Source organism: Nocardioides sp. AN3 (assembly GCF_054653495.1).
On the sequence record NZ_BAAIGC010000001.1, the window covers coordinates 1 to 25,287 of the forward strand.

General features: G+C 67.3%; 20 protein-coding genes and 1 pseudogene. 15 read left to right on the plus strand and 6 right to left on the minus strand.

Annotated features, from left to right (window positions below):
* Positions 1-403: 403 nt before the first annotated feature.
* The 15 genes and pseudogenes from ACYQ1K_RS00005 to ACYQ1K_RS00075 form a co-directional block, all read left to right on the plus strand.
* Positions 404-1,648, plus strand: coding sequence for a thiolase C-terminal domain-containing protein (locus ACYQ1K_RS00005; protein WP_459980317.1), 1,245 nt, complete (start codon positions 404-406; stop codon positions 1,646-1,648).
* A gap of 7 nt (positions 1,649-1,655) precedes the next feature.
* Positions 1,656-2,078, plus strand: a complete 423-nt coding sequence (locus ACYQ1K_RS00010; RefSeq protein ID WP_459980318.1) for a Zn-ribbon domain-containing OB-fold protein — start codon at positions 1,656-1,658, stop codon at positions 2,076-2,078.
* Positions 2,071-3,234 carry an LLM class flavin-dependent oxidoreductase gene (locus ACYQ1K_RS00015; protein ID WP_459980319.1) on the plus strand — a complete coding sequence of 388 codons (1,164 nt, stop codon included), beginning with the start codon at positions 2,071-2,073 and terminating at the stop codon, positions 3,232-3,234. The genes ACYQ1K_RS00010 and ACYQ1K_RS00015 overlap by 8 nt, the downstream gene beginning before the upstream one ends.
* Complete coding sequence (locus ACYQ1K_RS00020; protein WP_459980320.1) at positions 3,231-3,698, plus strand: VOC family protein; 468 nt, start codon at positions 3,231-3,233, stop codon at positions 3,696-3,698. The genes ACYQ1K_RS00015 and ACYQ1K_RS00020 overlap by 4 nt, the downstream gene beginning before the upstream one ends.
* Positions 3,695-5,185 (plus strand): class I adenylate-forming enzyme family protein, encoded by a 1,491-nt coding sequence (locus ACYQ1K_RS00025; RefSeq protein ID WP_459980321.1) that lies wholly within the window; start codon positions 3,695-3,697, stop codon positions 5,183-5,185. Before ACYQ1K_RS00020 ends, ACYQ1K_RS00025 begins: the two co-directional genes overlap by 4 nt.
* A complete protein-coding gene (locus tag ACYQ1K_RS00030; protein WP_459980322.1) occupies positions 5,185-6,174 on the plus strand; it encodes an LLM class flavin-dependent oxidoreductase in 990 nt (329 codons plus the stop codon). The genes ACYQ1K_RS00025 and ACYQ1K_RS00030 overlap by 1 nt, the downstream gene beginning before the upstream one ends.
* Positions 6,171-7,709 (plus strand): GMC family oxidoreductase, encoded by a 1,539-nt coding sequence (locus ACYQ1K_RS00035; RefSeq protein WP_459980323.1) that lies wholly within the window; start codon positions 6,171-6,173, stop codon positions 7,707-7,709. The genes ACYQ1K_RS00030 and ACYQ1K_RS00035 overlap by 4 nt, the downstream gene beginning before the upstream one ends.
* A gap of 188 nt (positions 7,710-7,897) precedes the next feature.
* A complete protein-coding gene (fgd, locus tag ACYQ1K_RS00040) occupies positions 7,898-8,935 on the plus strand; it encodes a glucose-6-phosphate dehydrogenase (coenzyme-F420) (RefSeq protein ID WP_459981153.1) in 1,038 nt (345 codons plus the stop codon).
* On the plus strand, positions 8,932-10,173 hold the full coding sequence (locus tag ACYQ1K_RS00045) for an LLM class flavin-dependent oxidoreductase (protein WP_459980324.1): 1,242 nt from the start codon (positions 8,932-8,934) through the stop codon (positions 10,171-10,173). The genes fgd (ACYQ1K_RS00040) and ACYQ1K_RS00045 overlap by 4 nt, the downstream gene beginning before the upstream one ends.
* Positions 10,174-10,508: 335 nt before the next feature.
* Positions 10,509-12,812 carry an ATP-binding protein gene (locus tag ACYQ1K_RS00050; RefSeq protein ID WP_488199512.1) on the plus strand — a complete coding sequence of 768 codons (2,304 nt, stop codon included), beginning with the start codon at positions 10,509-10,511 and terminating at the stop codon, positions 12,810-12,812.
* A 102-nt stretch (positions 12,813-12,914) separates the two neighbouring features.
* Complete coding sequence (locus tag ACYQ1K_RS00055) at positions 12,915-13,433, plus strand: flavin reductase family protein (protein WP_459980326.1); 519 nt, start codon at positions 12,915-12,917, stop codon at positions 13,431-13,433.
* Positions 13,430-13,756, plus strand: coding sequence for a flavodoxin family protein (locus ACYQ1K_RS00060; RefSeq protein ID WP_459980327.1), 327 nt, complete (start codon positions 13,430-13,432; stop codon positions 13,754-13,756). Before ACYQ1K_RS00055 ends, ACYQ1K_RS00060 begins: the two co-directional genes overlap by 4 nt.
* Positions 13,757-13,761: 5 nt before the next feature.
* A complete protein-coding gene (locus ACYQ1K_RS00065; RefSeq protein WP_459980328.1) occupies positions 13,762-15,117 on the plus strand; it encodes an FAD-binding oxidoreductase in 1,356 nt (451 codons plus the stop codon).
* A gap of 17 nt (positions 15,118-15,134) precedes the next feature.
* A complete protein-coding gene (locus ACYQ1K_RS00070) occupies positions 15,135-16,637 on the plus strand; it encodes an aldehyde dehydrogenase family protein (protein WP_459981155.1) in 1,503 nt (500 codons plus the stop codon).
* Positions 16,638-17,042: 405 nt separating this feature from the next.
* Positions 17,043-17,387: pseudogene (locus tag ACYQ1K_RS00075) on the plus strand (flavin reductase family protein); the annotation flags it as partial.
* Positions 17,388-17,421: 34 nt separating this feature from the next.
* Here ACYQ1K_RS00075 and cofC read toward each other — a convergent pair.
* The 6 genes from cofC to tal form a co-directional block, all read right to left on the minus strand.
* On the minus strand, positions 17,422-18,123 hold the full coding sequence (gene cofC, locus ACYQ1K_RS00080; RefSeq protein ID WP_459980329.1) for a 2-phospho-L-lactate guanylyltransferase: 702 nt from the start codon (positions 18,121-18,123) through the stop codon (positions 17,422-17,424).
* On the minus strand, positions 18,120-18,884 hold the full coding sequence (gene pgl / locus ACYQ1K_RS00085) for a 6-phosphogluconolactonase (RefSeq protein ID WP_459980330.1): 765 nt from the start codon (positions 18,882-18,884) through the stop codon (positions 18,120-18,122). The genes cofC and pgl overlap by 4 nt, the downstream gene beginning before the upstream one ends.
* A 3-nt stretch (positions 18,885-18,887) precedes the next feature.
* The gene (gene fgd, locus ACYQ1K_RS00090) at positions 18,888-19,895 is read right to left on the minus strand and encodes a glucose-6-phosphate dehydrogenase (coenzyme-F420) (RefSeq protein ID WP_459980331.1); all 1,008 of its coding nucleotides are present in this window, start codon (positions 19,893-19,895) and stop codon (positions 18,888-18,890) included.
* A gap of 513 nt (positions 19,896-20,408) precedes the next feature.
* Positions 20,409-22,499 carry a transketolase gene (gene tkt / locus ACYQ1K_RS00095; protein ID WP_459980332.1) on the minus strand — a complete coding sequence of 697 codons (2,091 nt, stop codon included), beginning with the start codon at positions 22,497-22,499 and terminating at the stop codon, positions 20,409-20,411.
* Positions 22,496-24,154, minus strand: a complete 1,659-nt coding sequence (gene pgi, locus ACYQ1K_RS00100) for a glucose-6-phosphate isomerase (protein WP_459980333.1) — start codon at positions 24,152-24,154, stop codon at positions 22,496-22,498. Before pgi ends, tkt begins: the two co-directional genes overlap by 4 nt.
* Positions 24,151-25,275, minus strand: a complete 1,125-nt coding sequence (gene tal, locus ACYQ1K_RS00105) for a transaldolase (RefSeq protein WP_459980335.1) — start codon at positions 25,273-25,275, stop codon at positions 24,151-24,153. The genes pgi and tal overlap by 4 nt, the downstream gene beginning before the upstream one ends.
* Positions 25,276-25,287: the final 12 nt, after the last annotated feature.

A 25,287-nucleotide genomic window follows, 5' to 3' on the forward strand; every position in this document is an offset into this window, starting at 1 on the left:
TCGGCCTCGCGGCGCTGTCCGCTCTGGCCGCCCGGTCATCGACGATGGTCATCGCTGATCGTTTGGCCGGGGAACACAGAACCTTTGGCTAACTCAGTCGGTCTACAGTAGCATTTGACATGCTGACCAAGCCGCGCCGGGGGCGTGGAGCCCGGCGCCGAATCGCGACCGGCTGCCATCGCGCGTTTCCTCGGACTTGTGGACGTGACCGCAGCAGTTGAGTACGCGTGTGAGCAGGGACCGTGCTTCGGTGATCCAGCTCTCCTTCGACAGGGTAGGCGTCCGTGGATGACGCAGCGGACGGGTTCAGACGCCGATCGATGCGGCGTGCTGTCGCGAACCATCCAAATTCACCATTCGCGAACTTTGACAACTCAATATAATTACAGTAAGGTCTGGCGACATGAACTCAGCACTGAGCGCGCGCGTCACGCCGCACCAGGTGCGGGATCTCCGCGGGAGCGCCGCGATCGTCGGCGCATACGAGCACCCGCTGCGAGTCGCACCCACGAAGTCGGAATGGTTGATGCAGGCGGAGTCGATCATCGGCGCTCTCGATGACGCAGGACTGAAGCGCTCCGACGTCGACGCCTTCTTCACTGTCGCCACATCCCCGGAGGGTGGGTACGTGCGGGAATCCGCTGCGTCGATGCTCTGTGACTACCTGAACCTCACGCCGAGGTTCATCGATGAGACCGACATCGGCGGCGCGGCGTTCGGCCTATTCCTCAACCGGGCCGTCACCGCGATCAACGCCGGGCTCATCGAGACGGCCGTGATCGGGTATGGCGCCTGCACCCGGTCGCAAGCCACGAAGGTCGGGACACGGAACTTCGGGGACCTGATCGACCGGCCGACGATGCCGTTCCCCGACGCGTTCATGGAGCCGTGGGGTACGACGATCATCGGATATATCGGAATGCTGATGCAGCGCCAGATGCACGAGCGAGGGATCACGTCCGAACAACTCGCGTCGGTGGCGGTGGCCGCGCGCAACTATGGGGCGCTCAACCCCGACGCCGTCATGCGCAAGCCGATCACGGTCGATGACGTCCTCAACTCGCCGATGATCGCCACGCCGGTTCACCGTCTCGACTGCTGCATCATCACCGACGGCGGCGGTGCGATTGTCCTGACAACTCCTGAGCGTGCGCGTGACCTGCGAAAGCCGCCGATCTGGGTCCGCGGGTTCGGTGAGGCAGTGACGAACTCGCGCGGTGGCCACAGCAACTGGTTCGGCGACTGGGTGGACATGGTGCGAGTCGCAGGTGAGCGCGCCTACGAGATGGCCGGCGTCACGCCGGGGGAAGTCGACGTCGCTCAGGTCTACGACGCATTCACGGTCGCCGTCCCTGTGGCGCTGGAGGCCTTGGGCCTGTGCGCGCCGGGCGAAGCGGGCGCCTTCATCGGGGCCGGCGGGATCGATCCTGGAGGTGAACTGCCCCTCAACACCGACGGCGGCGGGCTTTGCTCGAACCATCCGGGCCGTCGCGGGCTGTTCCTGCTCATCGAAGCGGTTCGTCAACTTCGGGGCGAGGCACCGGGTTGGCAGGCGGCCGACCCCGAGATCGCGATCGTCTCCGCGAGCGGCTCGGCCTACATCGGCGTCCAAGGGGGCGCTGCAGCGATCCTCTCGAAGGAGCGGTGAAGACGACATGGTGTGGAAACGCCCACTTCCGACGCAGACGCCTGAAACGAAGGCCTTCTGGGATGCCGCCAACGACGGCCGCTTCATCGTCCAGCAGTGTCAGACCTGTGCGCGGTGGCAGTATCCCTACCGCGGATTCTGCTGCCACTGCTGGTCGGGCGAGCTCGAGGTGCGAGAGGCCACGACCGGCACGGTCTTCGCGAACAGCACCATCTACAAGAACGACACCCCTGGCTTCGCTGAGGACGTGCCGTACGTCGCAGCAATGGTGCAGCTGGACGAGGACGGCGGTGGCCTGATGATCAACACCAACATCGTCGACTGTGACCCCGACGCCGTACACATCGGGATGCCGGTCGAGGTCACGTTCACAGACGCCCACGAAGGACAGAAGGTCCCGATGTTCACGCCCAGGAGGCGGCATGGCTGAGACGCACGTGCATGAGATGCAGGTCGGCATCGGCGGACCGATGGGTCCGCCCAGGTCATTGCTCGCATCGCGGCCGCAGGCTGCGGAACGTGCGGGGTACTCGTCGATGTGGTGGGGCGACCACTACATGGGCTGGATCCCCCGTTCGATCTGGACGCCCGACGTCAGCTCGGCCGCGAGGCCCGGGTCGAACCCGGACGTCTTCTTCGATCCGATCCAAGCGATGTCCATCGCGGGCCACGTCACCAGCGAGCTCTCGCTGGGCGTGACGACGGAGTCGATCCGGCGCCACCCCGTTGCCCTTGCTCAGCAGTTCCTGACGCTCCAGCACATCTCGGGCAATCGCGCGATTCTCGGGCTGGGAGGCGGGGAGGGGGAGAACCTCGTACCCTACGGGCTCTCGTTCGAGAAGCCCATCGGTCGTCTGGAGGAGGGCCTCCGGCTGATCCGGGCGCTCTGGGACAGCGACGAGCCGATCGACTTCGAGGGGGAGCACTACCAGCTCAACGACGCTGTCCTCGGCGTGTCGCCGCCCGGTGGGCAACGCCTCCCGGTGTGGATCTGTGGTGCAGGACCGCGCATGTGCCGGATCGCCGGAGAGCTCGCCGACGGATGGTTGCCGGGGTTCCTTGATCCCGGCGAGTACGGCGACCGACTTGCAACGATCAACGCAGCGCGCGTCCGCGCCGGCCGGGAGAAGGATGCCTTCACGCCCGGGTATTTCGGGTTCGCCGCCTTCGCGGAGAGCAAGGAGATCGCACGACAGCATGTCCGCAGCCCGCTCGTCAAGGCCATGATGCTCCCGGCGCCGGCCTCGGTCTTCGAGCGGTTCGGGGTGCCTCACCCGCTCGGCGCGGGCGCGAACGGAATGGTGGAGTACATCCCCGGTCGCGTCGGACGGGAGGAGGCGCTCGCTCTCATCGATGCCGTCCCGGACGAGGTGGCCGAGGCCTATGTACTCCATGGAACACCAGACGACGTGCGCAGTCAGCTTAAGCCGTACGCCGCGAACGGTCTTGAGCACATCGTGTTCGGAAACCTCACTGCGCTCGCTGACCTGTCTGCCGCGGGCACCTCGTTCGCGCTCATGGACGAGCTGGCGGGCGGCCTGAAGTTCGAGATCGAAACCAACGATGAGGAAGGTCAAGTGCGATGAGTGACGAGAGCGTGTTCCAGGAACTGAAGGAGATCGGGCTCGCGGTCGACGATCTCGACACTGCCCTTGCGAAGTTCGCGGCGGTGTTCGGGGATCCTGCCGAGGTGGTCGAGGCCTCGGACGCGGGTATCGAGATGCGGTACGCGTCGGTGGGGGTAGGTGATCAGAGGATCAACCTCTACCAGGACATCAGTGACGGCAAGGGGCCCGTCGGCCGGTCGATCAAGCGGCGCGGTGAGGGCTATTACAACGTGATCATCGTCGTCGACGACCTCGACGTTGCCATGGAGCGCCTGAGCGCGGCCGGCGTGGAGTTCGTGGAGCCCGAGCCGCGCGTGTTCACGAACGGCGCATACAACGGCCGGCGTTACGACAGCCACCGCATCATCTGGACCCACCCGGCGTCGTTCCACGGATTCCTGGCAGAGATCCAGGAGTGGGACTGGGCTGCGGAAGACCAGTGAGGCGAACACACGAGGACGTCCGCTCGACCCGCTCGAACGAGCGGGTCGAGCACTGGGCGCGCGAGTGTCCGGATCGGCTCGCCATCGGCTGCGCAGGGAACTGGATCACCTACGCCGAGTGGCACGAGCGCGCACAGGAGCGGGCACAGTTCCTGCGAGGTGACGAGTCGCCGGTGGCGCTGGTCCACGACGTCGCGGACATCGTCGACTTCGCCATCAGCTACGTCGCGGCCCACGCGGCTGACCGCCCAGCTCTCGTGCTCAATCCCAAGATCCCGGTTGCGGACCTGCGCAAGCAGATCAGCTTCGCCGGTGCAGGCACGGTCCTGAGCACTCCCGGGAAGGACGTCGCCCCAGCACCCGAGCCGCGGTCTGCGCCACTGCTCGACCGGTGGGGCGACACCATCGCGGAGATATCGTTCTCGTCGGGGACGACCGGCGAACCCAAAGGAATCCTCCTCAGTCACCGGGCGCTGGCCTGGGCGGGCGTCATGACGAGCCAGCTCGCATTCGCCGGCCGGCATGCCTTCGGCGTGCCAGGGGAGCCGGTGACCGGGGAGGACACCATCGTCTCGATGTTCCCAGCAGGGAGCGCCGCGACTACGAACGGTCTCCTGAGCACGGCGCTGGACGTCGGCGCGCGGATGCACGTGCTCCCGAAGTTCGACGCGACGACCTTCACGGAGTTCATGCGGAGTGTTGACGCCACGATCTTCTACGGCGCACCGGCACACCTCGCGCTCTGGCGCCAGGGCGAGCCGGATGCCACCCCGACTGCCCGGGCGTACGTGGTCATCGGCCAGGCTCCGTCAGGTGTCGACGTGGAGTGGTTCCTGGAGCGGCGCGGCAGCGCGCGCCTCATCAACGCCTACGGCCTCACCGAGACCTGCGCGGGCATCATGGTCGGTGTCGACGGCGACGTCGCCGCCGGTGTCCTCCGACCCCTCGCCGGAGTCGAGGTCCGGCTCGTCGAGGCAGCGGCCGGCGACGCCTCCACTGACGGTGAGCTCCTCATGCGGTCGTTCGGGATGATGGAGGGCTACCTTGAGCGCCCGGACCTCACGGAGGAGAAGGTCCGCGAGGGATGGCTGCACACGGGCGACCTCGTCGAACGCCGGGGTGAGGGATACGTGATCCTCGGTCGACGGGGGGACCGGATCAACCGGGGCGGCTACAAGTTCGATCCGATCGACGTCGAGGACGTCGCAGCGAGGGTCCATGGCGTGACCGGTGCGGTCGCCTGTGCGGTCCCGCATGCCGTGCTGGGCGAGGATGTCGCCCTCGCCATCGAGGTGGGAGCCGCCAGTGACATCGACGCGGTCAAGCAGATGGTGGCGGCCACCCTGGTCGACCAACTGCCCTCGTTCAAGGTGCCCCGCGACATCCGCGCGGTCCGGGAGATACCGCGAGGAAGTCTGGGCAAGCCGCAGCGGGCTGTCGTTGCCGCGTGGCTCGCCGAAGCCGAAACCAATGAGGAGAAGGTCTGATGCTACGACGTGGGATCTGGTTCGCGGGCGAGATGCCCACCCATCGAATGGTCGCGCTCGCGCGGGAGGCCGAGCAGGCGGGAGTCGACTCCGTCTGGATGTCCGACGGCTACTACGCTCGGGATGCCCTGGTGTCGTTGGCCGCCATCGGCTCAGCGACCGAGCGGGTGACCCTTGGGACTTCGGTTCTCAACCCGTTCACGCGTCATCCCGCCGCGCTCGCCATGGCGTTCGCGACGCTCGACGAGCTCAGCGGCGGGCGGGCCATCATCGGCATCGGGTCCGGGGCGCGCCACCAGGTCGAGGGCCAGATGGGCTATGACGGATCGCGACCTCTTGCTGCAGTCCGTGAGGCCGTCGACATCCTCGAAGGCATGACGGCGGGTGAAGAGGTCAACGTCGATGGCAAAGCCATGACCGCGCGCGGCGTCCGCCTCATGGTGCGCGGCGCGCGACCCCTGCCGATCTACATCGGCGCCGTCGGCCCGAAGATGCTCCAGTTCGCCGGCCAGCGCGGCGCGGGTGCCTTCGTACCGCAGACGTCTCCCGAGTTCGTGCGGAGCGCGGTCGAGGAGGTGGCCAAAGGCGCCGCCGAGGCGGGACGGGACCCCCGCGACATCGACGTGGCCGCCATGGTCATCCTCGCGGTGGCGGACGATGAGGAATCGGCACAGCGCACCGTCGGGCCCCTGCTCGGCGTCCTCATGCTCGCTCCGGAGGCGGAACGGATCCTGGAGGGCAACGGTCTCGACCCGACGATCGCGGACCGGTTGCGCGAAGCGCATGCGGCCGGCGGAGTCCGCCAGGTGGCGCAGTCCGTCACTCCGGAGATGATCGACAAGCTCGCCATCGCGGGCTCGGTGGATCTTTGCCGGGCCAAGCTGCAGGCTCTGGTGGATGCAGGCGTGACCCATCCCGTCATCTCGATGTTGGGGCGCTCGCCCGAGGCTGGATTCGAGGTGCTGAAGGCAGTCGAAGAGCCGAAGTGACTGACGACGTGACCGAGAGATTCGACTTCGTCGTCGTCGGGGGCGGCACCGCCGGGTGCGTCGTCGCTTCGCGGTTGAGCGAGGACCCGAGCATCTCAGTCCTGCTCATCGAAGCCGGAGCGGACGAGCGGCGCCGCGACATCGAGACCCCCGACGCCTGGCCGACCCTCCTCGGGACCGATGTCGACTGGTCGTTCGAGACGTCCTTACAGCCGGGCACTGGCCGCTCTCATGCGGCGCCGCGAGGAAAGGTGCTCGGGGGATCAGGGTCGATCAACTGCATGGTGCACCTGCGGGGGCACGCCTCCGACTTCGATGACTGGGCTGAGACCGGCGGCGCCATCGGCTGGGACTACCGCAAGGTGCTTCCCTACTTCAAGCGTTCCGAGGACGTTCCGGATGGGGATCCTCGTTATCGCGGCCGCGGAGGTCCGTTGCGCCCGCGGCGGTTCGGAACCGAGGACCTCGTTGGCATCCGATTCGCGGTGGGGGCGGCGCGGGCAGGACACCCGATGGTGGCGGACTTCAACGCCGAGTCGATGCTCGGCGTGGGATTCCCCGACGCGCTGATCTTCGAGGACCGCCGCGAGAGCACGGCCTCGGCATACCTCCGCCCGGCGATGAGGCGACCCAATCTGACGGTTCATGAGCGCGGACTCGTGCAGCGGCTCACCTTCGAGCGGGGTCGCTGCACCGGGGTGGTCTACGTTCGCGACGGAGTGGCCAACGTCGCGGTAGCGACGGAGGAAGTGGTGATGTGCGCAGGTGCCATCGGTACGCCGCACTTGTTGCTCCTCTCGGGGATCGGGCCGGCGGACGCGCTTGCGGCTCTCGGCATCGATCCTGTCATGGATGCGCCCGAGGTCGGTCTCAACCTCCAGGACCACCTCCTTCTCGCCGGCATCCGCTATCAGGCCGAGGACCCACTGCCCCCAGAGCACATGACGTCCGCGACCCTGCTGGCTCGAAGCGAGCCGGGCGCTCACGGCCCGGACCTCCATATCGCCGTGGTGAACGCCGACTACCACCACGATTGGCAGGAGCCGCTCCCCAACAGCTTCACGTTCGCCATCGGGCACATGCGCGCCCGCAGCCGCGGGACCGTGCGGCTTGCATCAGCAGACCCCGCCGTACCCCCGATCGTGGACCCCGCCTATCTGTGCGAGAAGTACGACCTCGACCAGCTGATCAGGGGCGTGGAGATCGTCGAGGAGATCGTGGCGACAGGAGCGTTCGACGACTGGGGCGGCGCCTCGCAGACGACCGCGTTGCTCGATCTCGAGCGCTGTGAGCTCGAGCGCGTGGTCCGTCTCGCGGCGGACACCTACTCCCACCTTGCCGGCACGTGTCGCATGGGATCAGACCCCGACGCTGTGGTCGACTCCGAGCTGCGCGTCGTCGGTGTGGCCGGCCTGCGGGTTGCCGACGCCTCCGTCATGCCGACCCTCGTCAGCTGCAACTCGAATGCGGCGACCATCATGATCGGGGAGAAGGCCGTCGACCTGTTGCGGGCGCCGAATGCCACAACTGCGTAGAGTTACAGTATAGTTGCAGTCTTTTCGAGCTCGGCCCTCCGCGCCGCGTCGTCAATCTCCTTGTCCTTCTGAGGCGGCGCAGGCGGGGTGAACGCAATGACCGCGTCAGCAGCCGACGTCCAGTGCGGCGGGTGTTGCTAGCTCCGCTGACTTACAGTAAGGTTGCCATCATGCCGTTCGCTGCTGCAATGCCCATGAAGTTCGGATACAAAGCGTCCGCCGAGCAGTTCGCACCACGCGAGCTGATCGCCTACTCGAAGCTGGCAGAGGATCTCGGTCTCGAGACGATCGCGGTCTCCGACCACTTCCAGCCGTGGCGCCATCACGGCGGTCACACACCCGCGGTGCTGCCGTGGTTGGGCGCACTGGGCGAGGGCACATCGCGGGCAACGCTCGGCACCAGCGTGCTGACGCCCACGATGCGCTACCACCCCTCTGTGATCGCGCAGGCCTTCGCGACGCTCGCTTGCCTCAATCCCGGTCGGGTCTTCCTCGGCGTCGGCACCGGGGAGGCGCTCAACGAGACCCCGGCGACGGCTGCGGCATGGCCTGGTGCCAAGGAGCGCCGCATGATGCTGCGCGAGGCGATCGAGTTGATCAGAAGCCTGTGGACCGAGGATCGAGTCAGCTTTGAAGGCGACTACTACCGCACCGACCGCGCGACGATCTATGACCGCCCGGACGAGCAGATCCCCATCTACCTCGCCGCATCGGGACCACTCGCGGCGAAGCTGGCCGGCGGCATCGCCGACGGCTACATCGCCACCTCGGGCAAGGACCCCCAGCTCTATCGGGACCTGCTTGCGGCGCTGGCCGACGGCGCCCGGGCGGCCGGGCGGGACGTCAGCGAAATCGACAGGTTCATCGAGATCAAGGTCTCCTACGACAAGGACGTCCAGTACGCCAAGGAATCCTGTGCCTTCTGGGCTCCTTTGGCGCTGAAGCCCGAGGAGAAAACAGGGATCGACGACGCGCTCGAGATGGAGCGGGCGGCCGACAAGATCCTGGATCGTGCGCACACCCGGTTCATCGTGTCAGACGATGCTGACGAGGTCGTCGACAAGATCGCGCCTTACGTCGAGGTGGGGTTCAACCACCTGGTCTTCCACGGACCCGGTGGTGATCAGGAGCGCTTCTTGCGATCCTTCTGCGGAGACATCCTTCCGAAGCTCCATGACCGATTCGGACATACCGTTGGCACGTTGACCCAAGGAGAGAGCCGATGAGCATCGAGGATGCCAAGAGACTTCAGCACCGCAGGACAGTCAAGGCCGACGTGCTTCGCGGTCCGTTCGACCCGGGTGGGCAACCGTCGCTCGAGCAGAAGCACCCGCTGCACATCTCGTTGTTCGCGTGGAATGTCCGTTCTGGTCTGGCGGCGACCAAAGCCGTGCTCTCCGAGCCGAAGCGGTATCGCGACTACTGGGAGTGGCCGGCCTCGCGTGACTTGCTCCAGGCCGCTGAGCGCGCCGGTTTCGACGGCCAACTCCAGTATGGGATGTGGAGCGGGTATGGCGGCGAGACTGACTGGAATGGCGCGAGTCTCGACTGGGCTACGGCCGCCGCAGTATCGGCGGCGTCCACCGAGCGGCTGGACCTGCGCACGACGGTCCACGTCGGCTTCGACTTCCATCCCCTCCTGATCGCCAAGACCACAGCGGCAATCGACCACGTGTCAGGGGGGCGACTCGGGGTGAACCTCGTCGCCGCGGTGGACTTGGTCGACTACGCGCAGTTCGGATTCGGCAAGGACCGCGAGGCTGCAGCCATTGCCAAGGGCGTCGGTCGCACGCCCGAGGAGCGGTATGCGATGGCCGACGAGTTCACCACGCTCTTGAAGTATCTTTGGACCTCCGATGAGGCTGTCGACTTCGAGGGCGAGTACTTCCAGGCCTACGGCGCGCACATCGACCCGAAGCCGGCCAGCAGGCCGCGGCCGCTTCTGATGAATGCCGCCGGGTCTGACCTCGGCATTGACTTCGCGACGCGTCAGTGCGACGCGATTTTCGTTTCGCCGGGTCAGGCGGGACCAGGGGGCTGGGAGCAGCAAGCCAGGGACATCAAAGCCGCCGCAGCCGCGCACGGCCGCACGGTGCGCATCTGCATGATGTGCTTCGTCGTCATGGACGAGACCGACGAGAAGGCCGCCGAGACCGTCGAGTGGCTCGCGAGTGAGATCGACGTCGAAGCGGTCACGAACCAGTTTCGGAGGCTCAGCGGTTCTGCGAGCGCCTCCAACTGGGGACAGGACGGCGTCAGCGACGAGCACCTCCGCAAGTTCGGCCTCGGTCTCGGCGGCTACCAGGTCTTCGGGTCGTACAAGACCGTCGCAGACACGCTGGCGAGCATCCACAGCGCCGGGGTCGATCAGGTCGCGTTGTTCTTCTGGGACCCGGCCCGCAGCGTTGAGGCGTTCGGCGAGCACGTCGTGCCCCTCCTCGACGAGCGCGGGCTGCGACGCTAGATGGGGCTGAGGGCAAGGACGGACACGAATGATGACGTCGACGTCGCAAGGAAGACCCCAGCTCTTTCGTGAGCACCTCGCCAAGAAAGCGGCTCCTCCCACCAGGGGCGCGACCAGGACGGCGACCGGCGCCCTTTCACAGCCCTCCGGCCCCCGCCGGCACTCACATCCACAAGGAGCAGGATCCACGATGTACCGATACGAGCCCGAGCCCCACAGTGGGGAGGACGAGCTGATCCCGTTGTGCGAACAGGTGGACTTCGACGACAACTAGCAGGGGACGCGGCGAGCGGTAGAATGTGTCCACCGCTCGCCTAGCCTCACGTAGGGGACCGATGGGAAGTTTGACTCCTGCCTTGCCGGCGGATGTCACGAGCTTCGTGGGTCGCCGGCATGACATAGCTGCCGTCCGGCGGCTCCTGTCGGCGGCTCGACTGGTGACGTTGACCGGGATAGGTGGGGTCGGAAAGACGCGCTTGGCCGTCCGCGTGGCCCGGGACGCGCAACGCGCCTTTCCGGACGGTGTCCACTTGGTCGAGCTGGCGTCGGTGAAGGATGCGCCGATGCTGCCGCACGTCGTGATCGACGCCCTCGACCTCCGTGAGCAGTCGGCCCGTGGTCCGATGACCGTGCTCGGTGACTACCTGAGCAGGCGCCGCATGCTGATCGTCCTCGACAACTGCGAGCACCTTGTCGACGCCGCGGCAGACCTGACCAACGGGATGCTGCGGGTCGCGCCTGACGTTCGGGTGCTGGCCACTAGCCGTCAGTCTCTGGGCATCGCAGGAGAGCACGTCTACCCGGTTCCGCCTCTGCCCGTCGGTGCACTCGATGAGCCCGTGCCGCCCGGCACGGCCGCGCAGTACCCCTCCGTGACGCTCTTCGTGGAACGCGCGGCCGCCGTCATCCCGGGGTTCTCGCTGACTGCGGAAAACGAGACGGCGGTGGTCCGACTCTGCCAGCGGTTGGAAGGGATTCCTCTAGCCATCGAGCTCGCTGCGGTGCAGTTGCGGGTGTTGAGCGTCGACGAGCTTGCCGGTCGGCTGGACGACCGGTTCAGGCTGCTGCGGGCGGGGGGGCGTAACCTTCCGGAACGGCATCGTACGCTGAAGGCGGTCGTCGACTGGAGCCACGACTTGTGCACGTCGGCCGAGCGCACCCTGTGGGCGCGAGCGTCGATGTTCGCAGGGGGATTCGGCGTGGATGCACTCGAAGCAGTGTGCAGTGACGACACGCTGTCGGAGGACGACGTGCTCGAGACAGTCGCCGGCTTGCTGGACAAGTCGATCTTTCTTCGTGAGGAGCGGGGCAAGCAGGTCCGATTCCGGATGGTCGAGACCCTGCGTTCCTACGGCCAGGCGCGGCTCGCCGAGTCCGAGGACGAAGCGGCTCTGCGTCGGAGGCACCGCGACTGGTACTTGCGGCAGCTGGAGACCGCGGGTGAGGAGTGGGCGGGACCGCGGCAGGAGGAGTGGGCGAGCTGGCTCATGGCGGAGCATGCCAACCTGCGTCGTGCCTTCGAGTTCTGCCTATCCCAGCCTGGCGAGGCGCGCGCCGGTCTGCGTATGGCATCGGTGCCGTGGTTCTGGTTCGCCGTGGGGCACCCCATTGAAGGCTCGCTCTGGCTGGACCGGGCACTGGCGCTCGACGTCGAGCCGAGCCGCGACAGGGCGTGGGCGCTTGCCACCGCCGCCTATATCGCCCCGTCCGACGGAGACGCCGCGATGGGGCTGGCCGAGGCCGCGCGATCCCTCGCCGTCGAACTCGAGGACCCCGCCGCACTGGCCTACGCCACGCACGTGCTCGGCGTTCGTCACTACCTCAGCAATGACCTGACCCGTGCCGTGCCGCTGCTCGTCGAGGCGCTCGAGCTGTATGCGTGTGTAGAGGTGCCGGCGATCTACCCCGAGGTGCTTCGGACGGAGCTCGTGACGGCTCACATCCTCGTGGGCGCGATCGACGAGGCCGCTGAGGTCGTCGAGGAGCTGATCGAGCGCTGGGGCACTCCTGGTGAGCGTTGGGAGCTCGCGTGGGCTCTCTGGGGCCGTGGATTTCTTGAGCTGATGCAAGGGGAGCTCACACGCTCTGAAAGCGACTTGTGCGAGTCCATCAGGATTCAGCGGGTCTTCCATGACATCTTCGGACTGGCGCTCGCGGTCGACGTGCTCGCTTGGACCACGGCGGCCAAGGGGGACGGCGAGCGCGCTGCGACCCTGCTCGGCGCGGCCAGCAACCTATGGCAGACCGTCGGAGCCCAGCTCCTGGGGTCGGCGCACATGCTTGCGCTGCGGGACCGGTTCGAGAAGGCCGCGCGGCAGGTTTCCGGTGATGCCACGTTCGCCGTAGCGTTCGGGCGTGGCCGCGCCCTTACGCTCACGCAGATCATCGCGCTGGCCCTCAGGGAACAGGCTCAACCGGCACCCGAAACGGCTCGACCCGCACCTGTGCTGACCCGCCGTGAGCGCGAGGTCGCAGGTCTGGTTGCGGAGGGAATGTCGAACAAGGACATCGCTGCGAGACTGGTGATCTCCCTGCGCACTGCTGAGACGCACGTGGAGAACATTCTCACCAAGCTCGAGTTCAACAGCCGTTCCCAGATCGCCCGATGGCTCGCGCAGCAACGGCCCGACTCGGTCTAGCCCGGCTCCTCGGCTTCGGACGACGATGTGAGGACACCTACGTAGTTACCTACGTATTGTCGGGGATCCGCGGAGGCTGCTCGGGGGAGCAATCTAGTAGCTGTGACGACTGCTCTGCACACCGTCGACGGCCCAGCACTGAGCGAGCGCGTCCGACGTGTTCATGCGAACTTCCCCACGGGGGTCGCAGTCGTCACGGCGATGGTCGACGGAATGCCGTGCGGCCTCGCCGTCAATGCGCTGACCAGCGTGTCCCTCGACCCCGCCGTGATCCTCTTCTGTGTCGCGAAGGCGGCACGCACGCATGACCGCCTCCATGTGTCACGTCACGCGGCGGTGAACATCCTCTCCCACGGGCAGGCTCGGATCGCGCGACGTTTCGCCACATCAGGAGGCGACAAGTTCACGAGCTGCGACTGGAGGCCTGGACCTCACGGCTCGCCCGTCATCGAGGGCGTCTCCGCGTGGCTAGAGGTAGAGATCAGGTCGAGGACCGACGCGGTCACGCATACCATCTTCACCGGCGGCGTGCTGGCCGCGGAGGCCGCCGTCGTCCCGCCGCTCGTGTACCTGTCACCAGGCCTGTTCGACGGCGCGCAGATGGTCGAGGCGACGAAGTGACCCGTCGCGTGCATGTCCCCGGACTCGGCGCCAGCCGGTCCGCGGCTTCCCGGACGCGAACCCTCGTCGAGTCGGTGCTTGAAGGCGCCGCCGGCGAGCCGGCCGTTCCCACCGGCCTCCTCACGTTCGCCGACCGGAGCGTCCACGTGGCTGACCGCAACCGAACCGAGGACTACCGCGGCGACACCCCTGAGGCGCTGTCCGCGATCGACGACGCGGACGCCGTTGTCTTCGGCATGCCGGTGTCGGGGCGAGCGCTGGTCGAGCTGCTCCAAGCCTTGGTCCGGTCTCATGACCTCACATCAGTGGAGCCGATGGTATGAACGCCATGAGCTCGAGCAGACCCACCCACTTCCGTGGCCGTTGGGTGGAACCCGGCCATCCGGAGTACGAAAGCGCTCGCCTGGTCTTCAACAGGAGAGCCGACCCTTGGCCCGCGGTCATCGCTCGCTGCGCCGGGGTCGCGGACGTCGTCGCCGCGATCGCGGTCGCGCGAGAGCGCGGTCTCGAGATCAACGTACGTTGCACCGGCTACACCTTCGGGGGTCTGACCGCCGGCAACGGCATCGTCATCGACCTGTCACTGATGCGAGGTGTCCAAGTCCTCCCGGATCAGCGCGTCGCGAGGATCCAGGGGGGTGTCCGCGGTGGCGACCTACAGATCGAGGCGGCTGTGCACGGGCTTGGTGCTGTCACCGGCCTGCTGTCAGGTGTGGGCGCCGGGATGATGTTGGGCGGCGGGATCGGTCACCTCGCGCCCCGTGTGGGATTCGCGAGCGACAACATCCTGAGTGTCGAGCTCGTGACCGCGGCCGGCGAGGTCGTCACCGCCTCCCCCTCCTGCAACTCGGACCTGTTCTGGGCTGTGCGCGGCTCGACGGGCAATTTCGGCGTGGTGACGGCACTGGAGGTTCGGCTGCACGAGGTGCCGCCATTCGTCCATGGCGGCTCGATGAGCTGGTCCTTCGACACCATCGGCGGCGGAATCGAAGCACTTCGCTCGGCATGGGAGTGGGGACCGGACGAGCTCAGCCTGATCGGCGTCCTGAGCTCGACGTCCTCTGACGACCCGGGAGGCTTGACGCTCTACGTCTGCCACAGCGGGCCAGCGGAGCAGGCTCGCGCGGATCTCGAACGTCTGCGATCGTTCGGAGCTCCGGACCGGGACAACGTGAGCGCGATTCCCTTCCGAGATCTGCACTTCCTCTTCGACGACGTCTACGGGCCGACCCGAGGGACGATGGACGAGCAGTCCGTGAGCGCTTTCGGTGATGAGCTCGTCGACGAGCTCATCGCCGACGTCCGCCGACCGGCGGGCGGGGGAGCGCGCTTCATCGAGGTCATCCCCTACCGCGGTGCGCTCGGTCGTGCGCCCAGCCTTCCCAGCGCGCGGCAGGAGACGTCCGACGGGCCGATCTGGAGTGTCAGTCCTGGATGCTTCTGGGAGCAGGATTCCGAGGACGCCGTCCATGTTCAGTGGGTGGCTGAGACCATCTCGAACGTTCGCCGGATCGGTCCGACCGACGATCGACAGCACCCGAATGCCGTGGCTGCGACTGCGAGCATCGAGGCGGTCGGACGGATGTACGGCAAGAGGTTCCAGCGGCTGCGTGACCTGAAGCGCCAGTGGGACCCGGACAACGTCTTCGCGGGCAGTCACAACATCCCGCCAGCGGAGGGATGAGAGTGGGAAGCGTGAGAATGGACATGATCAGCGACGCCGACGTGCCGACGGTTGCGGTCGACCCGTCGGTCACAACGTGGCTTGCCAGGCGTCGCCCGATGCTAATCGGCGGCGAGGCCGTCGACAGTCCGACGACTCTGACGGTCGAGGATCCCTCGACCGGGGAGCAGATCGCCGAGGTGGCCCAGGCGGGAGCGGACCATGTCGCTCGCGCGGTCACCAGCGCGCGCACCGCATTCGACGCTGGGCCCTTCCGGTGGTTGCCGAGCTCGGCTCGCAGCCGACTGATCCTCGCTGCGGCCGAGGTCGTCGACCGCCACGCCGAGCAGCTTGCCCAGCTCGACTCCTTGGACGCGGGGATCCCGATCTCAGTCTCCCGTGCGCTGGTCGCCAGCGCGGTCGAGACGATGGAGTACGCGGCGGGTGTGCCCGCCCGCGTCGAAGGGACGACACTTACGCCTGCCAATCTCAGGGGAGACCAGTTCGAAGCGAAGATGCTCCGCGAGCCGGTAGGAGTGGTAGCCCAAGTCGTACCCTGGAACGCGCCCGTTTCAACGGCGATCGAGAAGGTGGTCTTCGCCCTCGCCACTGGCAACACCGTGGTGCTCAAGCCCGCTGAACAAACCCCCCTGAGTGCACTTCGCCTCGCCGAGCTCCTCCGCGAGACCGACCTGCCGGCGGGCGTCATCAACGTGATTCCGGGCCTGGGGCCGGTGGCAGGTGCCGCGCTCGTGCAGGACCCCAGAGTCGACAAGGTGGCCTTCACCGGCTCCACCACCACCGGCAAGCACATCGTCGCCGCGGCCGCAGCGGGTCTCACGCCGGTGTCCCTCGAGCTCGGCGGCAAGTCACCGTTCATCGTGTGCGCCGACGCAGACGTCGAGGCCGCTGCCCAGTCGGCGGCGAGCAACGCCTTCCTCCTGAGCGGGCAGTTCTGCACAGCACCTTCTCGTATGTTCGTGGAGCGTCGTGCCCTGGACCGCTTCCTGACAGAGCTGTGCACCGCGGCGCGGGCGCTCGCGATCGGCGCGCCCCTGGACCCCACGACGGCCGTCGGGCCGCTGGTGTCGTCCGACCAGCGCGAACGCGTCTCGCGCTACGTCGAGTCGGGTTCGCGCGAGGGCGCGACGACCGTGTGCGGGGGAGGTCCGATCCGCGGCTCAGGCTACTTCTTCGAGCCGACGGTGCTGACCGGCACCTCGCCGAGCATGGCGGTGGATCGCGAGGAGGTCTTCGGGCCGGTGGTGTCCGTAACTCCGTTCGACACCGTGGACGAGGTGCTTGGCCGCGCGAACGACACGCCCTACGGCCTAGCGGCAGGCGTCTGGACGGGGAGCCTGAAGGTAGCGCAACAGCTGTCACGCGATCTCCGGGCCGGCACCGTGTGGGTCAACTGCTACAACGTCTTCGATCCGGCTCTGCCTTTCGGCGGCTACAAGCAGTCCGGGTGGGGGCGCGAGTACGGCGCTGCTGCGATCGACGTCTACACCCAGACCAAGACCGTGGCAGCAGCGACCTGACGTTGGCTGGTCGAGCAGCGCGACGGATACCTCGACGGCCCTCGTTCTCGTGGGCCGTCGCTGACGTGTTCGGGTGCGGTAACTCAGTGATGTTCCGGTGATGTCGCATGAGTCGTACGGTGTAACGGCGTCCTCTCGAACGCTGTGAACGCTCCGAGAAGGCGGGAGGGTGCCCCACCGTTGATCACATCTCAACGGGGGACACCCTCCTTGTGCATTCAGTGCAAGCTCAAGCCGACCCGCGCTGTTCGGCCCCGGTAACGAGACGCCCCAGGCCTTGCGGTACGCGGCCTCGAAGTCGGCCGAAGGCTCGAAGGGCTTGCCCTGTGGCGGCAGGTTGCGGGACTTGGTGAACAACTGGATCCCGCAGCCGGACGGGAACGCGCCGCCGAACGGCTTGTCGCCGTGCAGCAGGCGGTTGATCACATCGAGCGCAGCGTAGTACTCCCACGTCACGGAGAACCCGACGCCTCGTTGACCCCACCGATGGTGATGATCTGCGTCCAGCGCACGTCATCGACCCACGACTGCCTCTATGCCACCGAACACCTGGCGATCAACATTCTGTCCACCGACCAGCTGGACGTGGTGAGCCGCTTCGCTGGCAAGGCGTCGGACAAGTTCGCCGGCTTGGCCTGGGAGCCGGGTCCGTTCGGAAGCCCCATGCTGGCGGGCAGTAGCGCGCAGGTGGAGGCCGAGATCCGCGAGCGGCTACAGGCGAGCACCCACACCGTGTTCATCTGCCAAGTCGTGCACGCCACGGCGTCGGGCTTGCGCCGATCGTCTACAGTGCCGGAAGCTTCTTCGACGGCGGAGCACTGTCGCCCCTGGGCTGATCGGCGAGGCCGACCGCCGCACGACTCAGCCAACGTCGTAGGGCGGGACCGGCGAAGCAGCCTGCCGCCGTGAGATCTGCCCAGGTGTCGACGTCCAGCCGCAGCGAAGGGTCGCACCGCGGCGTCACGTCGAGTGCACCGTCGGACCGGTGTCGCGCCGCCGAGTGCGTCCCGAAGGCGGGGCGCAGTCGCTCACCGCGTCGTCCGGCGAGGAGCGTGGTGCCGGTGCCTGCCTGGTCGCAGACCAGGGCGGGACGCGTCGGTGGAACCAAGCGCAGGAATGCGCTCAGTCCCGGTGAGGTCAGGCCGGGCAGATCGGCCACGATCATCGCGACCTGTCGAAAGCCCTCCGACAGCGCGGCATCGCGGCCTTGGCCCAGTGCGGTGTTCAGCGGATCGTGGCGTGCATCTGGCTGCTCCTCCACCTCGTGGACCAGCGGCGAGTCGACACATGGGCTGAGGTCGCGCAGGTTGTCGGGAGGTCCGACGACGAGGCACGCTGCCACTTCCGGCGTCGAGCAGATGGCTCCCACGGTGTCGGTGGCCAACCCGATCGCCAGTTCGTACCGCTCTTGCTCGGTCAGGCCGGTGACGCGGCTCTTCGCCGTCGACCACTGTTTGACCGGCACGACGATCGCCCAGCCGTTCATAGGTCGCCAGCTGCCTCGGAGTCGAGAAACCAAGCGGTGCGCCCCGCTCCTTTCGCCTGGGCCGCGGGCAACGGCTCGGCGGTGGAGTCCCGGAGCGCAGCGCGTACAGCGGCGGCCTTCCCAGCCCCGGAAGCGAGGAGGTAGACCGCGCCGCACCGGCGGATCGCCGGCAATGTCAAAGAGATGCGCTGGGGCGGCGGCTTCGGGCTTCTGTGCACAGGGACCACGGGATCCTCGCGCTCAGCCGCGCCGGGTGCTCCCGGGAAGAGCGAGGCGACATGACCGTCCTCGCCGACACCGAGCATGCACACGTCGAAACCGCGCGTGCCCTCACGTTCGATGAGAGTCCGGTAGATGGCCGTCGCCGCGTCTAGGTCGGCACCGCGGACACCGTCGGAGGCCGGCATGGGATGGATCCGGGAGGGATCGACGGGCAGGTGGTCCAGCAGAGCGCGCCTTGCCTGCAACTCGTTGCGGTCCGAGTGCTCTGCGGGGACGAACCGATCATCGCCCCAGTAGAAGTCGACGCGAGACCAGCGAACCGAACTGTTCGCGCCCTGGACGCGCATGCGCTCGAGAACCGCCGTGCCGGTGCGGCCGCCGGTGAGCACCAGGGATGCGGAACCATTGCGCGCCTGTGCGTCCGCGAGGTCCCGTAGAATTTCAGCAGCGGCCAGATCGCAAGTACCGCGCATGCTGTCGGCGACAACGATGTCGGGTTGCGGTGAGCTGCCGGAGCAGGACGTCGCTGCGGTCTCCATCCGCTATCCCTCCAATGCCCGCAGACCCGGCAGCACCTGTTCGGAGAAGTTGCGCAGGAACCGCTCCTGGTCGTGGCCGGGTCCGTGAAAGACGAGATGGTCGAATCCGGCGTCCACGTAGGCCTTCACCTGGGCGACGACCTCGTCCGGGTTCGAGCTGACGATCCACCGGCGGGCGACCTGCTCGAGAGGCAGCGCATCGGCAGCCTTCTCCATCTCTATAGGGTCTTCGATCCCCGCCTTCTGCTCGGGCGTCAGTGACAGTGGGGCCCAGAAGCGCGTGTTCTCCAGCGCCTGCTGCGGGTCGGGATCGAATGACAGCTTGATCTCGATCATTCGGTCGATGTCGCCGGCGTCACGGCCCGCCAGCTCAGCGCCCTCGGCGACTGCTGGCAGCAGCATGTTCGTGTAGAGCTCCATGCCCTTGCCGCTCGTGCAGATGAAGCCATTGCCCGCGCGACCCACGTACTTGGCCATCACCGGCCCACCAGCGGCGATGTAGATCGGCACTCCACCTTCCGGGCGGTCGTAAACCGTGGCATCCGTGGTCTGGTAATACTCGCCGTCGAAAGTGACCCGCTCCTCCGTCCACAGCGTGCGCATGAGACGGACGGCTTCGCGAAGCCGCGCGAAGCGCTCCTTGAAGTCCGGCCAGTCGATCCTTGCTACGGCGACCTCGTTCAGGGCCTCCCCGCTGCCGATCCCGAGGATGACCCGGCCCGGGTACAGGCAGCCAAGCGTGCCGAACGTCTGCGCGACAACTGCCGGGTTGTAGCGGAAGGTTGCGGTGAGCACGCTGGTGCCCAGGATGACGCGGGAGGTCCGCTCGCCGACCGCGGCCAGCCACGCGGGCGCGTACGGCGCGTGGCCAGCTGCGTGGCGCCACGGCTGGTAGTGGTCACTGACCATCACGCTGTCGAGGCCGACCTCCTCGGCGAGCACCGCGTACTCCACCAGCTCGCGAGGCGCGAACTGCTCCGCTGACGCCTTGTAACCGATCTTCAATGCCATTGTCTTCACCGCCACCGTCGGGGAATCTGAAACTGCCATGCGAAGGTGCCAGAGACGCTCGCGACCGCTTCATTCCGATAACCTTGTTGAGATACAGTAGCGTATCACCGTCTCGTGGGTCTGTGTCGACCCTCCGAGCGAGTCACAAGAAGTGCCCGCGAGGCGCGCACCGTACCTCAAGCCGGTCAAGGCGGTTGATGCGGTCAAGCCGGCGATGAGGGCGAGTTCACCCGGGGGGTGAACCGGGCCTGCGTGCACATCCGCTGGACCGAACGCACCCACCCACCGGGGAAGTGCCGTTCGAGATCGTCGGACTCACCTGGTCCGAAATACGCCTTCTACTACCGCTACGACACAAGGTGGAGCGCGCCGTGCTGAGCAGGCTCTGGCGACCGGTCAACGACCCAGCACCGCGACGGCATCCGGATCAAGACAGCCGGCTGGCACACCACTTTCGTGGGCATTCCCGACGGAGGGATGGTCCAGGTTTCGCGGGCATCTTGGCGTGACGCATTACGACCCTTCTCGCGGGTCTTGCGCGGCGAGTAGCTCGAGTGCCACTTCGACGACTCGCTCGGCGGTCAGTCCGAACCTCTCATACAGGACCTCGTGCGGAGCGCTCGCGCCGAAGTGCTCGAGCGAGACGGTCGCACCACCCTGACCCACCCATTCGTGCCAGGTCGCACCGACGCCCGCCTCGACCGAGACTCTCGCGGTGACCTCGGGGGGCAGCACCGCATCCCGGTAGGCCTGGTCCTGCTCGCGGAACCATTCGACGCACGGCATCGATACGAGTCTCGTCGAGACGCCGCGGCCCTCCAGCGCCTGCCAGGCGCGCAGCGCGATGTGTACCTCCGACCCGGTGGCCAGCAGGATGGTCCGTGGGGCACCGCCCGACGCTTCCGCGAGGACGTAGGCGCCCCGCTCGACTCCGTCGGCGCTGGCGAGCGTCTGGCGGCACAACGTGGGCACTGCTTGCCGGGTCAGGCATAGGCCCGCTGGTCGGTCGTTCCTCTTGAGGATGGTGCGCCACGCGACGACCGTCTCGTTGGCGTCGGCGGGCCGGACGATGTCGAGCCCGGGGATCAGCCGCAGTGACGCCAGGTGCTCGATCGGCTGGTGCGTGGGGCCGTCCTCACCGAGGCCGATGGAGTCATGGGTCCACACGTAGGTGACCGGTAGGCCCATCAGCGCGGCGAGTCGGACCGCCGGCCTCATGTAGTCGCTGAACACCAGGAACGTGCCGCCGTACACGCGGGAACCGCTGTGGAGGGCGATGCCGTTCATGACCGCGCCCATCGCGTGCTCGCGGATGCCGAAGTGAAGGGTCCGTCCGTACGGATCGGCGCTGGGATAGCCAGTGCCGGCGGGCAGGAAGGAGCTCTCGCCTTTCATGGTCGTGTTGGTGCTACCAGCCAGGTCGGCGGAGCCGCCCCACAGCTCCGGGATGGAGCCGGCCAGGGCGTTGAGGACGGCGCCCGATGCCTGTCGGGTCGCCTGGCCCTTAGCGTCGGGGGTGAAGCTGGGGAGTTGCTCCTCCCATCCGACGGGTAGCTCACGACGCTCGAGGCGGTCCAGCAGGGCCTTGCGCTCGGGGTGTGCGGCCGCCCAGGCCTCGAAGCCGATCGACCACAGCTCCCTGGCCAGCTGCCCGCGCTCGACGGCCTTGCGCGTGTGCGCCAGGACATCATCCGGAACCTCGAAGTCGACGGCCGGGTCCATGCCCATCAGCTCCTTCGTGGCAGCCACCTCGTGAGCCCCGAGCGCGGCGCCGTGAGCCGCGGCGGTGTTGCGCGCGCGGGGCGCCGGGAAGGCGATGACCGATCGCATCCGGATGAAGGACGGCCTGGTTGTCTCCTCGCCCGCGGCCCTCAGCGCCCGTTCGAGAACCTCGATGTCCTCCGCGTCGTCCACCCGCTGCACGTGCCACCCGTAGGCGGCGTACCGCGCCTCGACGTCCTCGCTGATGGCGGCGCACGTGTCGCCCTCGATCGAGATCCGGTTGTCATCCCAGATGACGGTGAGGTTGCCGAGCTGCTGGTGGCCTGCCAGCGACGATGCCTCCGCGCTGACGCCCTCCTGCAGGTCGCCATCGGAGGCGATCACCCAGATCCTGTGGTCGAAGGGACTTTCGCCCGCGGGCGCGTCCGGGTCGAGCAGCCCGCGCATGCGTCGAGCAGCCATGGACATGCCGACGGCGTTCGCGATGCCCTGGCCTAGCGGCCCTGTCGTCGTCTCGACGCCCGGCGTGTGGCCGTGCTCGGGATGTGCAGCTGTGAGCGAGCCCCACTGGCGAAGCTGTCTCAGGTCGTTCACGGTGAGGCCATAACCGGCGAGGAAGAGCTGGGTGTAGAGCGTCAGACTCGAGTGACCGCACGACAGGACGAACCGGTCGCGTCCGATCCAGTGGGGGTCGGTGGGGTCGTGCCGCATGACGCGCGAGTACAGCAGGTAGGCAGCCGGCGCCAGGCTCATCGCCGTCCCAGGATGCCCAGATCCTGCTGCCTCCACGGCATCCATCGCCAGCGCCCTACTGACGTCGACAGCCCTCGTGTCCAGGGCACCCCAGGACATCGAGAGAGCTGAGCTCGAAGTGGTGGTCATCGGACTCCCTGTCGAGTCGGGCCGAGGGTCTCGCGAGCTCGGCGGATGTGTGCGTTGGTCGACCCGTCGTGGTCGAGGGACGGGTCGGACTCCGATGCGATCTCGCCGGCGATGCGCGAAGCCAGCGTCTTTCCCAACTCGACGCCCCACTGGTCGAAGGAGTTCACGCCCCAGATGACGCCCTGGACGAACACCTTGTGCTCGTAGAGGGCGATGAGCTGGCCGAGCGTGAACGGGGTGAGCGCCGGCACGAGGATCGTGTTGGTCGGTCTGTTCCCCGGGAACGTCCGGTGGGGGGCCAGGGCGGGGGTGACACCGTCGGCAAGCACCTCCTCCAGTTCGCGCCCGAAAGCGAGCGCCTCGGCCTGGGCGAACATGTTGGCCATCAGGAGCAGATGGTGTCCCGGGTCACCGTCCGTCGGCGACAGGCAGCCGATGAGGTCACACGGAACGAGCCGGGTGCCTTGGTGCAGCAGCTGGTAGAACGCGTGCTGCCCGTTCGTCCCTGGTTCACCCCACACAATGGGACCAGAAGCCACCGTCAGAGGCCGGCCGGCGAGGTCGACGCCCTTGCCGTTGCTCTCCATGTCGAGTTGCTGGAGGTAAGCGGGGAATCGAGCCAGATCCTGGCTGTAGGGGAGGACGGCGTGGGTGTCGGCGCCCCGCACGTTGACGTGCCAGATCCCGATGAGTGCCAGCAACACCGGCAAGTTCTCGGCCAACGGTGCGGTCCGGAAGTGCTTGTCCACGGATGCGAACCCGTCGAGCATGTCACGAAAGTGCTCGGGGCCGATGGCGAGCATCAGTGACATGCCGACAGGAGAACCCAGGGAGTACCGGCCGCCGACCCAGTCCGAGAAGCCGTATGTGTTCTGCGCGGTGATCCCGAATGCGGACGCCTTGTCGATAGCGGTGGTCACGGCTACGAAGTGCTGGGCGACGGCCTCCTCCGAGCCCAGCGCGTCGATGAGGGCGCCTCGAGCGGTGCGGGCATTGGTCAGCGTCTCGGAGGTCGTGAACGTCTTGGAGACCACGATGTACAGGGTCTCCGCCTGGTCGAGGTCGGCGATCGAGCGCGCGATGTCGGCGCCGTCGACGTTCGAGACGAAGCGAACCTCGAGGTCATCGTGGCGAAACGCTCGCAACGCCTGGTAGGACATGGCGGGCCCGAGGTCCGACCCGCCAATCCCGATGTTGACGACGTTGCGGATCCTGCGACCGTCGTGACCACGCCACTGGCCGGTGCGGACCTGCTCGGCGAAGATGCTCGCGCGCTCGAGAACCTCGTGGACCTTGGGCACGACGTCGTCGCCGTCCACCTCGATCGAGGTGCCGGCGGGTGCTCTCAGGGCAACGTGGAGCACCGACCGTGCCTCGGTCACGTTGATCGGATCGCCTCGGAACATCGAGGCAATGGCCCCCTCGACGTCGCGTGCCCGGGCCAGGTCGATCAGCGCGGTCGTCGCGGGCGCGTCGAGCACGTTCTTGGAGTAGTCGAGGAGCAGGCCATCGACCTCGGCCGACATCGTCGTCGAGCGGCTCGGGTCGGCGGAGAACAGGTCGCGAAGCGTGGAAGCGGCCAGGCGATCACCGTGGCGTGCCACGCTGTCCCACTCGGGCAGCTCCACCAGCGAGCGGCTATCGGGGTAGGTCACGGTGTCGCCTGTATGACGCCCGTGCGGAGCTGCTCGGACACGCTGCCCAGGAGTGCGGTCCACGCCTCCTCGAACAGGCGAACTGCAGCATCTTCGAGTCCAGCGACGACGGTGGCGTAGTCGATGCCCGCTGCAGCGAGGTCAGTCAGCACCCGAGCTGATGCTTCGAGCTCGTCGGTGATCGTGTCCCGCTCGACCTGCCCGTGGTCGGCAACGGCCAGGAGCGTCGCCTCAGGCATCGTGTTCACGCAGCCCTCCGCAGCCAGCCCGACGACGTACATCGTGTCGTCGTATGCGGGGTTCTTGACCCCGGTCGACGCCCACAGCGGCCGTTGCGGTCGGGCGCCCAGCGCCTCGAGCGCGGCCCAGCGCTGCGACCCGAGCATCGAGAGGAAGCACTCGTAGGCCAGACGCGCGTTCGCCAGGCCCGCTTTTCCGCCCAGGCCGCTACGCCCCAGCTGCTCCAGCCGAGCATCGATGTCGGAGTCGAGACGCGAGACGAAGAAGGATGCCACGGAAGCGATCTGGGCAAGGTCATGTCCGTTGGCCTGTGCTCGTTCGAGCCCGGTGAGGAACGCGTCGATGACCTCGCGGTAGCGAGTGAGTGAGAAGATGAGGGTCACGTTGACACTGATGCCTTCGGCCAGGACGTCGGCGATCGCTCTGAGGCCGGCGTCGGTGGCGGGGATCTTGATGAGGACGTTGGGTCGATCCACCAGCCATCGCAAGGCTTTGGCTTCGGCGACGGTTGCCTCCGTCTCGTGTGCACTGCGCGGATCGACCTCGATCGAGACGTACCCGTCGCGGCCGTCGGTCGCGTCGAACACTGGGCGCAGCACGTCGCACGCCCAGCGCACGTCGTATGTCGTGAGTGCGCGGACCGCTTCCTCCGGAGTCGCCTTCATGCTCGCCAGCTCGCGCAGGTGGTCGGCGTAGGCCGCACTATTGGATAGTGCGCCGCGGAAGATGGCCGGGTTGGTCGTGACGCCCACGACGTGGTGCGAGCGGACCAGCTCGGCGAGGCTCCCACTACGAAGCCGCTCGCGGGACAGGTCGTCGAGCCAGATGGACACCCCCGCGGCGGAGACGGCTGCAAGGCGATCGTCGGATGAAGCGGACATGATGGTTGGCTC